General features: G+C 54.2%; 14 protein-coding genes. 3 read left to right on the top strand and 11 right to left on the bottom strand.

Features of this window, described 5'->3' with window-relative positions; genetic code table 11:
* Positions 1–2: 2 nt before the first annotated feature.
* The 11 genes from H8K11_06135 to H8K11_06085 all read right to left on the bottom strand — a co-directional run bounded on the left by H8K11_06135 (position 3) and on the right by H8K11_06085 (position 10,732).
* The gene (locus H8K11_06135) at positions 3–710 is read right to left on the bottom strand and encodes a hypothetical protein (protein MCS6263320.1); all 708 of its coding nucleotides are present in this window, start codon (positions 708–710) and stop codon (positions 3–5) included.
* Between the two features lie 165 nt (positions 711–875).
* Positions 876–2,360: an MBL fold metallo-hydrolase gene (locus tag H8K11_06130; GenBank protein MCS6263319.1), complete on the bottom strand. Its 1,485-nt coding sequence runs from the start codon at positions 2,358–2,360 to the stop codon at positions 876–878.
* A gap of 28 nt (positions 2,361–2,388) precedes the next feature.
* Positions 2,389–3,243, bottom strand: a complete 855-nt coding sequence (locus H8K11_06125; protein MCS6263318.1) for a phytanoyl-CoA dioxygenase family protein — start codon at positions 3,241–3,243, stop codon at positions 2,389–2,391.
* A gap of 231 nt (positions 3,244–3,474) precedes the next feature.
* Positions 3,475–4,434 (bottom strand): GNAT family N-acetyltransferase, encoded by a 960-nt coding sequence (locus H8K11_06120; GenBank protein ID MCS6263317.1) that lies wholly within the window; start codon positions 4,432–4,434, stop codon positions 3,475–3,477.
* Between the two features lie 164 nt (positions 4,435–4,598).
* Positions 4,599–5,921 carry an ABC transporter ATP-binding protein gene (locus H8K11_06115; protein ID MCS6263316.1) on the bottom strand — a complete coding sequence of 441 codons (1,323 nt, stop codon included), beginning with the start codon at positions 5,919–5,921 and terminating at the stop codon, positions 4,599–4,601.
* Between the two features lie 9 nt (positions 5,922–5,930).
* On the bottom strand, positions 5,931–6,779 hold the full coding sequence (locus H8K11_06110; protein MCS6263315.1) for an ABC transporter permease: 849 nt from the start codon (positions 6,777–6,779) through the stop codon (positions 5,931–5,933).
* A 133-nt stretch (positions 6,780–6,912) separates the two neighbouring features.
* Complete coding sequence (locus H8K11_06105; protein MCS6263314.1) at positions 6,913–8,292, bottom strand: hypothetical protein; 1,380 nt, start codon at positions 8,290–8,292, stop codon at positions 6,913–6,915.
* Positions 8,192–8,662 carry a polysaccharide biosynthesis/export family protein gene (locus H8K11_06100; GenBank protein ID MCS6263313.1) on the bottom strand — a complete coding sequence of 157 codons (471 nt, stop codon included), beginning with the start codon at positions 8,660–8,662 and terminating at the stop codon, positions 8,192–8,194. The genes H8K11_06105 and H8K11_06100 overlap by 101 nt, the downstream gene beginning before the upstream one ends.
* A 180-nt stretch (positions 8,663–8,842) precedes the next feature.
* Positions 8,843–9,580, bottom strand: coding sequence for a polysaccharide biosynthesis/export family protein (locus tag H8K11_06095; protein MCS6263312.1), 738 nt, complete (start codon positions 9,578–9,580; stop codon positions 8,843–8,845).
* 255 nt (positions 9,581–9,835) lie between these two features.
* On the bottom strand, positions 9,836–10,114 hold the full coding sequence (locus tag H8K11_06090) for a transposase (GenBank protein MCS6263311.1): 279 nt from the start codon (positions 10,112–10,114) through the stop codon (positions 9,836–9,838).
* 66 nt (positions 10,115–10,180) lie between these two features.
* Positions 10,181–10,732 carry a UpxY family transcription antiterminator gene (locus H8K11_06085; GenBank protein ID MCS6263310.1) on the bottom strand — a complete coding sequence of 184 codons (552 nt, stop codon included), beginning with the start codon at positions 10,730–10,732 and terminating at the stop codon, positions 10,181–10,183.
* 521 nt (positions 10,733–11,253) lie between these two features.
* Between H8K11_06085 and H8K11_06080 the strand changes: the two genes are divergently transcribed.
* From H8K11_06080 to H8K11_06070, 3 genes are all read left to right on the top strand, one after another.
* Positions 11,254–11,964 (top strand): response regulator transcription factor, encoded by a 711-nt coding sequence (locus tag H8K11_06080; GenBank protein ID MCS6263309.1) that lies wholly within the window; start codon positions 11,254–11,256, stop codon positions 11,962–11,964.
* Between the two features lie 136 nt (positions 11,965–12,100).
* A complete protein-coding gene (locus H8K11_06075) occupies positions 12,101–12,337 on the top strand; it encodes a transposase (GenBank protein MCS6263308.1) in 237 nt (78 codons plus the stop codon).
* A gap of 234 nt (positions 12,338–12,571) precedes the next feature.
* Complete coding sequence (locus tag H8K11_06070; protein MCS6263307.1) at positions 12,572–13,132, top strand: IS3 family transposase; 561 nt, start codon at positions 12,572–12,574, stop codon at positions 13,130–13,132.
* Positions 13,133–13,493: the final 361 nt, after the last annotated feature.

Genomic DNA, 13,493 nt, shown 5'->3' with positions numbered 1-13,493 from the left:
AGTCACCGCCGTGTCACCATAGTGGCGGTCCCTGCCACTACAGAAGGGAGAGCTACCTGGAGATCGAGTGCTTCTCGACACTCCAATGCCGGCACAAACTCAAGGTCATGATACCCGGCCTCGGCGATCGTCACTCGGTCACCATCAACCCGCACACGATCATCGATCAGCCACTTCACAACCTGGAGAAGCGTCTTGCATTGTTGCACGAAAATACGGTGGCGCAACGCTGCGTGACTCAATCTTGGATCCACGGTGCATGCGGTTTGCATAATGATCTTGCCTTCGTCCATCACGTCCTTGATGAACTCCACCGTCGTCCCGATAATCTTCGTGTGATAGGCCACCCCGTCGCCAAATCCGTCCATTCCCTTAAACGCCGGCAACAGCGACGGATGAAAATTGATAATGCGGTCCCGATAGGCATCACGGAAGGCTTTGCTATAGAACTGAGTGTAGAAGGAAATGATGTAGTCTATGTGGTGCTCTTCCATATACTGGGTCAACCTGGAACAGAACGCCTCCGGTGAGCCTTCCTCGAACAATGTCACGGGCAGCCCCCAAGCCTGCGCTTCCGCCACAGCTTGGCATGGTTGATCCACAACCACGGAATGGACCACGGCGCGGAGAAAATTGCTTGCCAGGACTCGGTTCATCACCGAACCCGAAGTCGAAACGACGAAAATGAATCGTGTATCTTGTCTCTGCATGCTACGACTCCACACAACATGAAGAGGCGTCTGTCGGCGGCTCGCGTGACGGATGGAGCGCCGATTGGCCGGGAGTGGCGCCGCCTGAAACGGCGCCACTATCCTTGTGTATCCGCCTGTACAAGGCCAGAGCAGTCTCTCTTCGCCTGCGAGCTCTACCGGGACCTAGGCACTTTGGTGAGCCGACTCCTGCCCCGAGGCCACTTCTCGATTGAGCCACGGGAACTCCCAATCGTCTTCGAATTCAATCGTTCCCCACTCCGGCCGAATCGTCGGGCCGCTCAAATGCGGGAACAATTTGGGGTTCATGATGGCCTGGGAATTTTTGTTACCCAAATCGAGGTTGTATTCCAGCCAATACCAGAAGCGGCCAAGATCCAGTCTATACGGCACATGCTCCTTGATCTCCGTCGTCCATTGATACATGCCCCACATGATCTTGCCTTCCAGAATCGCCGCCCAGAGACGCTCGGGCACATAAATCGACTGGTCGACAGGTTCCGTGTCTTCCCAATCGATGGAAAATCCGTCCTGAGGATTGGCTTTCAACACAAAGGAAAAGTTCGAGTTGTCTCCTTCCACGATCACGCGGAAACGACCACTGAAGACGATGCCGTCTTGCGTAATGTGCTTGTTGATGGTGTCCGTGTGCCGGCGCGAACGGTGGAGAAGATTGGATCGATCCGATGCATCGATCCATGCATTGTAGTGATCCACCTTCTTCTGAAGTTTCTGTTTGCAGGTTCTGACGAAATCCAGATATTGCCCCCAATCAACATCGGGATGATTACGAACAATACCGGTGGAAATGGACCAGGTGTCGGATGGATAGAGCGTGGCGACATCCCGATCGGGATAATTTTCGCGGATCCAATTCTCCAGAATCTTCGGCGTGGACCGGCCCTGCCAATTGTGGCTGAAGTACCGATCGTCATACCAGCCGAAGTCTCCCGCGAAAGGAACGATGCGTTGAAGATGAAGCATTTCGATTAAACGTTTGTGCAGCGTAAACGTCTCACACTTGTTCCTGGCGGCTTCCTCCTTGGCTTCCGGCGGCATGCGATAGCAGGCTGGAAACACTGTGGCACTGGAGGTTTGGACAAAGCCGATCTCAAAGATCGGCCAGCGCGAGTGGATCTCCGAACAGAGTTCTTCGTCATCACAGTTGTCGTTCATGTTGATAAGACGTGTTCCGGGATGATCGATCACGAAGCCGGAGTTCTCCCAATCGTGAGCGCGCGATTTCGCCGATGGCACGACGGTAAACGGTGTGATTCCCCCGAGGTGAATCGTTTCCCACGGCTGAATTTTTCTGATCCGATGAAAACCCATCTCCCGCATGGTGCGTTCCACCAATTGCGCGCGCAAGCAAGGCCGGTTGGCGTATTCCGGGAGCAGCACTTGGATGTCACGGGGAATACGATTGATTGACGGAATATGAAAGTGATCTTCGTGCGAATGTGTGATGTAGAGATAATCGAGGTCCTTCAGCAGGACCTCGGGTGGAATCACCGCCGGGGGAAACTTCCAGAGGGCGTAGTCGTAAACAGGCTCATTCAAAAACCAGGGATCGCACAACAGCGAGCCAAACTCGCCGTCGATTCGGAGACAAGCATGCGAGACATAAGTGACTGTGAGATCTTTTGGCATAGTGCGTTTCCTCTTTGTCCTGATGTGCTTACCTGCGGTAATCCACCACCTGTTGGGGCAGCAACGAATAGCTCCGCTTCATATCGATGCCATGCTTTTCGTTGTCATAAGGAACCGAACAGTACCCGAGCACGCTTTTTTCGCGTTCGGTCAACTGATCATAGAGCTCTTGGGGGAGATTGCCCGGGATATCGAAAGCTTGCTTAATCCACCAGCGGCAAAATGTAGCAATCATGGCCCAGCGCGTCCCCCCGCTGGTGTTTTGACGGGCTCCATGCCAGATTCGACTGTCCCAGAAGACGAGATCTCCCGCCCGAGCCTTGATGGACACGGCGGAAGGGAAAGCGTCTTGCGAACAGTATTTTCCCGAAAGGTGAGAGCCTGGAATCAGCACGGTACAACCGTTGTCTTCCGTCTGATCCTCCAGAGGGATCGAACATTGCATGATGAAAACATGGGGACCCGCATAGGGGATGAACGAGTCGATGTGCAAAGGCATTTGGTGATTGCTGCTTCGGGCAAGAAACGATCGTAGGATATAATTGGGCGCATCTGACGGGATTGAGGTAAACCACCGGTCATTCAGAAACCGCATCAGAACCTTCTCGATGAGCTCGCAGCCGAGCACCATCCGAAGAAGAAAGAGGTCCTTGCTCTGGAGGTTGTACACCATCGATTGGTCTTTGTTGAGATACGGCATTCGCTCGGATTGGGACGACAGCGTGTTGTCGAACCAGTACTTAATCCGCTCCAGCGCCATGGACACCTGTTCGGGCGAGAACATCTGCGGCACGTAACAGTAGCCATCGCGCTCGATTGAGGCGATACACTCCTCAACCGTCGGCAGGGATCTGGCTACATCAACAGACACTTGGGATGACATTATGGATCCTCCTTCCGGCCTCCTTACGGTTGTATATCAGGCCCCCGCCGTTCACGCCGTATCTGACGGCTTCTTTTCGCTGAACCGCTCCGGCAGGCAGGATGTTGGGAGTAATGCTGCGACAGTCCATCGTGCGTAGTGAAACGTTGCAGCGGTCAGAGTCTATAAGATTCAGAGGGGTAGCGAAGCAGCTATACCGTCCTGACGGCACCCCTCCTGAATATAAAATGATTAGAACGGAATGCCTGCTCGATAGGCAGGAAAATAGCTGCTGCCGGTGGCGCCGCATGCCGCGGACAATGAATCGTACAGAGAATGATTAAAAATTCGGCAGCAGAGATATGCGGGGACGGTTCCGGTACTCCACCCGTCTTTATAGACGGAAAGGCCGTCGGTCGCGTTCGAACTCACGCCGGCGCCCCCTCCCAGATCGACCCATCTCACTTTCCCGGCAAAGTGATTGAGCATAAACCACTTGGTGGCGTATGACGCGCGTAATTCATACCCGAGCTCACTAAACGCCACCAAATGTCCATAGGCGACTTCTGCCTGCGTATACCACAGATCGAGTCCGACGGTTTCCCCGTTTGCCCGTGCCTCAAACATCACCATGCCGGGAATCGCTAATTGCTTGGCAAAGGCGTCCTGCGAAAAAGCGCGAATGCCCGTGATGTGATGCCTCTTGACGAGCACGTCGAATAGTTCGACCCACTTTGTAAGATGCGCGACCGGTTCCACGCAGTGTGACACTTCTACCCTTTTCGCCGCGCGCGCCACCGTATCCTTGTGAGATTTCTTGACGATCTTCTCCAGCGGCTGCGTAAGATCGGTCACATAGTGCGACTTAAACGGAATCACCTGCGTAAAACAGCGCTCAAGGAGCAGACGAGAATACCCGTCAAACGGGGCAGGAACGACCATGAGGCTGACCAGGTCCGTTCCGATCTCGTCCAGGTCCTGGGCAAGTTGAGACCAATCCAGGCAGCTGAACAACGGATAGGGGCCGATCGCATCTCGATACGGGGTGCCCGGAATCTGACGCTCGAGGATCCACCCATCACAGCGCCGGAGATGGCGAGGGGTTCCAAATTCCGCCAAGGATGCAGCGTAGTCCGCATGAGCATACCCTGTGTGGGCAAGCCCAGTTCTGGCATTCACCTGGCATGGGAACTCAGGAATCACGTGATCCATGTTGCTCGGCAACGGCACGCCGATGTTTCTGACCGAAGGAATTGAGATGGATTGAGACGAGCAACTGATCTGCGCGCTACACGATTGTCGCATCCCTGTCGATGGGACACAGTACCCATGGATCTCTGGCACCGATGCGAAGTTTCGCTCCTGCCGCGTCCCCCTCAATGGGGTAAGGGCGTCATATTGACGGGTTCGCCCGCTTGAACTTGGATGGTCGTCCATCTGAGCATCGGACGAACGGCGCCCGGCTCTCGACCTTGCCATCCGAAGTGGCGCTTACTGAGCTCGACCATCTCAAAGGAGAGGGCGTCTTCAAGGCGATACGTGACCCTGCTTCGGTTTTCGACGATCAGTAGAACGATCCTGTGTACGCCGGTATTCAACAAGTTGGCCGGCAAATGGCACACGCTGCGAAAGAGCCCCGCAGGCATCGCGCCGTCTTCCATGGCGGCTTGTTCCGCCGACCCGGTGGTGAATGCGAGAATTCCCTGTTCGGTATATACATGTAGCGTGGCATGGAGCACGGCCTGCGGGCGCTGGTTCCAATATTCGACTTCGATTTCGCACGGCTGATCGATGCTGAGCTGGTCGGGTCTGTCGCGATCAGCCCCCCGCACGCTGATCTTACGGAGGCGGACTTTGTGATTTCCAGGGGCCTGAGTCACGTCGTCCCACGCCTGTTCCGTCAACATCGACGCAGACATCCTCAGATAGCTTGAGACAACATCGGCCGGCTTTCCATCCTGTACGATCTTTCCGTCGTGCAACCAAATCACTCGCGAGCACAGATTCTGAACCGCCAGCATATTGTGACTGACGAACAAGACCGTCCGTCCTTCCTTTGCCACCCCCTCCATCTTCCCAAGGCATTTCTTCTGAAAGCTTGCATCCCCGACCGCAAGCACCTCGTCAATGATCAGGATTTCCGGCTCAAGATGGGCGGCGACAGCGAAGGCCAGACGAACGCACATGCCGCTGGAGTAATGCTTAACAGGGGTGTCGATGAATCGCTTCACTTCAGCAAACGCGACGATCTCGTCGAACTTCCTCTCGATCTCCGATCGAGACATCCCCAAGATGGCGCCGTTCAAGAAGACATTCTCTCGTCCCGTCAGCTCCGGGTGAAAACCTGTCCCGACTTCCAGTAGAGACCCGACTCGCCCGAACATGTCTGCGTGGCCTTCGGAAGGCTCCGTGATCTGGGAGAGGATCTTCAACAGCGTGCTCTTCCCGGCGCCGTTTCGACCGATGATACCGACCACCTCCCCGCAATTGATTTGAAACGACACGTCTTTCAACGCCCAGAGGATATCGTCGCCAGTCCCTGCATCTTGCCGATTTCGACGCAGAAGGCTGGCAAGCCGATAAAATGGTGCCCCCACGAGGTCCACCAGCTTTTCCCGGAGGGTGCTGTAAGACCCGGTGGCTGTCCCGACTCGGAACTGTTTGCCGAGTGATTCGACGGAGATTGCTATCTTGCTCATGAAGCCCTTCTAGACCACATCGGCAAAGGTGCTTTCCATTCGCCGGAAATAGAACATGCCCGTTATAAGAATCGTGAGCATAGTCAATGCAGACACAATGATGAGGGGGCCTGGAGCAGTTGCGGTTCCAAGAAGCGCCCACCGGAAACCTTCGACGACCCCTACCATAGGATTGATGCCATAGATCGTTCTCCAGGGTTCGGAGAGCAAACTACTGGGATAAGCGATGGGGGTGGCGAACAGCCAAAACTGAGCGAGGAACGGAATCGTGTAACGAACATCTCTAAACTGTACATTCATCGCCGATAACCATAACCCCACACCCAAGGCCGTCCCAAACGCCAATAACAGGAGAAAAGGCAACCACACGACATTGGCTGTCGGGACGATTCCGTACCAGAACATCAGTCCGATGAGGACGAGGAAGGCGAACAGGAAATCAACGACGCCTGACAGGATGCTGGAGATCGGAACAATCAAGCGTGGAAAATAGACTTTCTTGAGCATGCCGGCGCTCTGTATCAGGCTGTTTCCCGACTGCGTGAGTCCGTTGGAAAAAAACGTCCAGGGGACCAAGGCCGCAAAAGCAAAGATGGGATAGGGAATGCCGTCCGACGGCATCTTCGCAAGATTCCCAAAAAACAAACTGAATACAAGCATTGTCAGGAAGGGTTGGAGAATGGCCCATAAGGCACCTAACGCCGTTTGCTTGTATCGGACCTTGATATCGCGCCAGCTGAGAAAGTAGAGCAGTTCGCGGTACTGCCAGAATTCTCGCAAATTCAGTGCGCGCCACCCATTCGATGGTTTCAGGCGGATTCTTGGGACCGCCGTGAGAGCTTCGGTCGATGAACTCATGTCTGCGCTTCTTTCTAAAAACGATTCGGTGGTCGACTGCGCCGATTAACAGCCCCTTGGGCGCGGAACGGCTACCAAGACAATCTGTTGGAGTTCGGGAGAATGATACATCGTTGTTTTTCAGGAGAATGCATTACTTCCACCTTGTCGTGAGCGACAACAGGGCCACGCTGCGGTTAACCAGGAATCCGAAACCCGATTGGCTTACTTCAAAATGAGTGTATTGATAGGACAGGGACGGTGTAATGTCGCGCCATCCTGTATAGTTTATGAGGACCGTGCCTGAGTAGGACTCGAATCGGGCCACCTCGACGGGCGTGGCCTGGTTGAGGGCATAATTTGCGCTGCCGGTCACGGAGAAAGAATCGCCAAGACCTCGGCTGACGCTGGCTCCAACCACCGTACTGATCAGCGCTCCACTCGTGCCAAAAAATGCGGGGGCGAGTTGACGGGATACGTCCAGTGACACTCGTGTAGAAGGGTTGAGTTGTCTGGACACAGCCAGCTTTCCCGAAAAGAAAAATAATCCCCCGCTTCCCTCTTCGAGAAAGGTAGTTCCGGCACTGACGACCGCCGACCAATGTTTAGTTCCCGTCGAGTATTCCGCCTCGAGACCTCGGGCCGTGATGCTTTGATTCAAGGATTGTCCCCCGAGAGTGCCTTTCTGCCTGAAATCAGCAGTCGTCGTCTGGAAATTGAGGCTCACTTGATCTCCGTGCGGCAACCGGTAGCTTGGCCCGATGGACCAGCGCTGAAAGTCGGTATCGAAAAACACCACCGGAACATCCGTAGATTGCTCAAAAATTATGTCTCCTACCCGAAAAATTGAATACACATAGTCACCGCGGACGCTCAGTGACTGCGAGATGGGATACGACGCGACAATGGAGGTGGCATTAGTAACCTGATTAGCACGCACCGTTTGAATGCCTCTGGCAAACACATTCTCGGTGGGCAACGTCGTTCCAGCCTGAACAAAGCTCGGCTGTTCTGGCGTGAACGCAAACGAATCGGAGATGCTGAGCTTCAAGCCAGGAATGAGTTGTCCGACCAACCCATCCAGCTTGACTAAGCCGCTGACTTGCGCGGAGAAAAAATTCAGTTTTGAGTTATTGACGAAGACATTACCGCTGCCGCCGACATTGAGAGTGGTCTCGACCTCTCGTGTTTTGTCGAGGACTTGCACTGTGGGGGTTACAGTCGTGACAAAATCCCACGGTTTGAGTCCTGGAACAGACCCGGCCGGGGCAAAAAATACGTTGGAATCGTATCGTTCCGAGAGGCTGACCGAAGGGATGACTCTTGTTTCCGCAAAGGCGACCGAGGGGCTGAGTCGACTGGGATCACCAGTAACTCCCACTACCAACAGGGTGACTAGCCAGATTCTGCATGGATGCACCAATTTGCAGCATCTATGGAACCACCACGGTATCACCCGATAGCAGCACCAGGTTGCCCGGTTCGCCCTTCCCCGCCACCACATCATCATATCGGACGGGAATATGAATTTCATGAAGCTTGTGGTCTCCGTTTGGCGTTGTACGGACAACCTGCAGTTTGTTTCTCTTGGCGTACTCCGTGAAGCCTCCGGCCATGGAGATCGCGTGCAAGATGGTTATGTACGATTTCAGCTGGTACTTGCCCGGCTTCGCTACTTCTCCCAGGACAAAGATGGAGTAGCTATTAAGATCCTTGACGCTGACAGAGACGGCAGGATTACTGGCGACAAATTGCTTTAAGCGTTCAGCGATCCGTTGAGCTAACGCGTCTGCGGTTAAGCCTGCTGCTTGGACATCTCCGATGATAGGCAAGGAGATCAGGCCATCCGGCCGTATAGCCACGGAACGGGAAAGATCCTGATTCTTCCACACGGTGATATCCAACACATCCTCTGGCCCGAGTAGGAATCCAGACGGAGTGGGATACTCGCGCTCGACGAGCACTCCTGACGCACACCCTGATAGAACTTGGGCGAGGAAAAGGCCTAGCCATAACAGAAGAATAGGATGAGCTGCTCTCGGCATAACGACTAGCGCGTCCTTTCCGGTTGTGGCACTCGCCTGTTACTGAGGATGACCCGGAAAAACGACCATGGCTTCGCTTGGCACAACGAGCGTATCACCGGCACGCAGCTCCAGGTTTTGAGCAATGCCTCCGCGAAGCACGATATCGTCATAGCTGGACGTCAAGGTCTGCATACCCGACCCGTTCTCCCCAAATCGGAACACCACCACCTGATTCCGGGCCGCGACCGGCGTAAAACCCCCGGCAATGGTAATTCCCTGCAGCAATGTAGTCCTGCTCTTGAGAGGGTACTTGCCGGGTTTGACGACTTCCCCGAGCACGAAAATGCTATAACTATTCACTTCTTTCACGCTAATCGCTACGACCGGATTCTGGACATATTCTCTGAGCTTTCGAGTGATCTCATCAGCAAGTTGAGAGGGTGTTTTGCCCACGGCGACAACGTCGCGTATAACGGGCATGGAAAACCGGCCGTCCGGGCGAACCTGAACCGTTTTCGACAGGTCCTGGTTTCTCCACACAGTAATTTCCAGCACATCCTCTGCCCCGATGGTGTATTCATCAGAGACAATGTTCGAAAGCTTTTCGATTACTTGAGCTGGTGATAGGGACTGAACCGTCGAGGATGTCGTTACGTTGTCCTTCCCAGTTGATGACGAGGCATCTGCGGCATGTACCTCAGTCAATAGAGGCGAACTTCCATATGACGGCGCGAATGCACAATCTATCCAAAAACCCGCCAACACTCCCGCCAATAGGACACCTAACAAACGCATTGTAGGCCCTCCGAAACTTGAGCAATTTCATAATTGCAGGATATAGAAGAGCGGTCAAGCAGTGCATCCTGAAGCAAGACCTGTAGCCTCAATCGCACCCGTGCGCGGTGCGCCCCTGGGAGGCATCCCAGAACTTCCATGAGGGTACTCTTGAGCAGACACGTATACAACCCCAACAAACCTGGAGCCGTGATTGGCCACTCCCCCTCTGCGGCTGACATGCGAGTCAGAACGACAGTCTTTCTTTAAACAAAACTAGCACGTTCTGTTGACGTCGTTCACCAAGGCTGCGCGAAGTGACGTATAATCCAATACCAGTTCGGCAATCTTGCTTCTGAGCTGGCCGTTTTCAATCTCCAATGAAAGCAGGTGATCCCCCAAAGGCTTTCTTTTATCCGCAAGTTTTGCCCGCCACCGATACAAAGTGGACCTCGAGACCCCATACTTCCTCGCGACATCCTTCGGCGCACGCTCTGCATTTATCTCCAGAACGACTGCCTTCATTTGTTCCTGGGTAAATTGTGATTTCGCCATAGTAGCTTCCTAGATCTTCTCCGTCTTTCATCCAAGAAACTTGAAGGTGAAAGACGAGTGGAGGGTTCACTGCGCTAGGATTACTTCGCTCATATCGATATGGACGGTAGCGGCTTGTTGAATGAGGTGCACACGGATGACAAGACAATCGTGGCTTGCCTTTCTCAGTAACTGCCCTCGAAGTCCTGTTAGAGGACCTCGTACCACTTCCACCCAAGTCCCTTCGGTCAAGTAATCATGACGCTCTAAGGAACGTGCACTTTGTGCCAACTTCATGATTGCTTCTAGTTCCTCGTCAGGAATGGGCTCCGGCATGACAGAACCTACGATTCGGACAATGCCAGGCGTTTGAAGAACGGCATGACTATTCGTGAGCGCAAACCTGGCAAAACAGTAGCCCGAAAAGAGCGGGCTTTCCGTCCAGACTTTTCGGTCCGACCATTGGTTCAATGTTCTCGTCAACGGGAGAAACGGTTCAACACCAATACCAGCCAGGCGGTCCCGCACCATTTTTTCATGACGGGAACGTGTGCTGATGGCGTACCAACGAAGATCGGCACAGAGGCCGCTTGGCGTCGACACTGTGGCGGTAGAGTCAGAACTAGAGGCATTCAACATAGCTTCGCCCTCTGGGTCCCATGAATGGGTACGTTCTACAGATTTCGTCACCCTCTCACATCGGACAATGGTGCCTTTATTACGCATAGCAACCACGAAGGAGGCTAATACTTTTGTGCCGGCTGAAATGCCGGTAATTGCCCCCTGAACTTGGAGAGAAAAAATACGGCCATTAATTCTCTTTCGATTCTGCGGTGATGTGTAACCCGGGTCACATGAAGGACTGGGAAATACACCAGCAAGGAACCTCGTACACCAAGATAAATGCACAATACTGTACATCCCTGACTAGAAGTTTTTACAGGCCGACAATCTGCGCAAATCGGCTGCCTGAAAGGCCTCACAGAGACTTCACTCTTGACTTTAAGGTTGCCCAGAGCCTGGCTGGCATGCAATCATGCATCCCCATGCATGAAGGACCAATCACTTTTTTGACCGAGCATATTATACGTATTATTTTTACGGGTCATGTAGATGTAGTTTGTGATTGTCCGACAAGCCGATGCTGACCCAGGAGGCAGATGATGAGTGGAGTCAAACCAGGAAGAGCCACGACGACGGTTGCACTCATGAGCAACAACTTTCTCCTGCATCTCGGCCTGCAAAAAATTGTGGAAACTGAACAATGGATTCGGCTCATTGATCACGTCACCAATGGCATGAACATCGATGACATCCCGATACGTGAGCAGCCTCACATCATGATTGTCGACACGGAGATTGAAAGTGATGTCCCTGGATGCATTCGAAAGGTCAAGGCGGCTGCCTCACATTTAAAAATTATCTTATTGAGCGGACTCGACAATACGGAATGCACCCGACAAGCTATTGCGGTCGGGGTTGATGGCATTGTCCTAAAAGTCCAACCATCGGCCGTATTAATTGCGACGATCGCGCACCTCGCTTGTCCTTCCAAAGCTATCACGCTGCCGATCGGAGGTGAGGCAGCGCATGTGAATATGAGCAAGACGCCGGATGTCCCTACCCCAATCACTTGGAATCCAGATCAGTCGAAATGGCCGGAAGGCTTAACCGAACGAGAGCGCGAGATCATCAGGTTGATCAGCGAAGGGCTTTCCAATAAGGACATTGCCGACCGCCTATGCATTTCAAGCATTACGGTCCGACATCACCTCACCAACATCTTCGACAAACTCGGCGTCTCCAATCGACAAAAACTGCTCATCTGTGCTCATCGGTACGGGCTTGTAAGGCCGCCCGCATTGGCGTAACACAAGTGCGCAACCAGCGAGGAACCTGCTTCCGCCTCAAGTCACCCTAAATCTGCCCCTGGCTCCCGCTGGCATGCCGCGTTCCGACCCCTCTGACCTTCCCCCGATTTTACAGACACCTCGATTAGGGAGGAGAATGATGAAATCGGAGGGCAGCGTGGCAGCCCTCACACGACGCCAGTATCCCGAGAAGTTTAAGCAGCAGGCCGTGCGGTCGGTGCGGGATTCAGCTCGTCCCGTGGCCCAGGTGACACTGGACCTAGAGATTTCAGAGAACCTGCTGTATCACTGGCACAGCCAGCACCGGCAGGCCGAGGCTCAGGGCACCACCCGAGCATCCAACGTACCGAGGCAGAGGAACTCACGCATCTGAAACGGGAGCTGGTGCGTGTGAATTAGGAGCGGGAATTCTTAAAACGTGCGGCGGCGTTCTTCACGCTGGAGTCGCAACGAGATACCGCGCGATTCAGGAGCAGGACCGTCGCTATCCGATCCGGCTCATGTGCCAGGCACTCGCCGTGTCCCCTGCAGAGTATTAGGCCTGGCGGGATCGACCGGAGAGCAGCCAGGCCAGGCAGACCTCCGGCCAAGACCGTGAAGAAGTGGCGTGCGACGGCCCCGTCGAATCACCGGTTGCCCGTGGCAGAGAATACTCTCCATCGTCAGTTCACCTTGGCGCAGCCCATTCGGTCTGGGCCGGGGACATCACTATGCCTGGACAGCCGAGGGCTGGCTGTATCTCGCGGTGCTCCTCGATCTCTACTCGCGTGTGGTGATTAGCTGGGCGATGGGCCAGCGGTTGACCGTCGATCTGGCCGAACGGGCCCTCACCATGGCGCTAGGAAATCGGCCTTGTACGGCGAGGCTTGTGCACCACTCGGACCGCGGCAGTCAATATGCCGCCACGAGCTATCAGCGCGTACTCAAGACGCACAGCCTCATCTCCAGCATGAGCCGCAAAGGCAACTGCTGGGACAACGCCTGTGTCGAAAGCTTCTTCGGGACACTCAAACGCGAGCTCGTGTACTATCGGCACTATGAGACCCGTGACGAGGCGACTCGGGGCCTCTTTGAATACATCGAGGTGTTTTATAATCGGACGCGTCGGCATTTTGCTCTCGGCTATGACTCCCCAGCTGAGTACGAAGCGAGGGCAGCAGTTGCTTAACCAGGTGTCCACGGAATTAGGGGAAGGTCACTCACTCTCTGGCTGGCGCCTGCAAGGATGCCGCCGCTTACTCCTCACGTCGCGGCTCCCCCTCCATGTAACATCACGCGAATGGAGCGCATTCCATCCGAAACACACTGCCGTCCATTTAAATCAGTTTGGTACGGTGTGGTTTGACACCATCACCGAGGAGCAGTCTTAGGCAGCGACATGGGGAAAGGTTGGGCGTTGATTCCTTCTGGTATGCAGAAGGAATCAGAAAAGAATAGTCGGAAGAGGCTCTGGGTCGAACAAGCAAGGTTTAGGAGGAACAAGGGATTAGCCGACGGTGACCATGAGGAGAGAGGCTTCGCCTTAAGGT

This window comes from Nitrospira sp. (assembly GCA_024998565.1).
Lineage (GTDB): Bacteria > Nitrospirota > Nitrospiria > Nitrospirales > Nitrospiraceae > Nitrospira_A.
The sequence above is the reverse complement of the archived record's forward strand: the minus strand, read 5'-3'. Positions and strand labels throughout refer to the sequence as shown.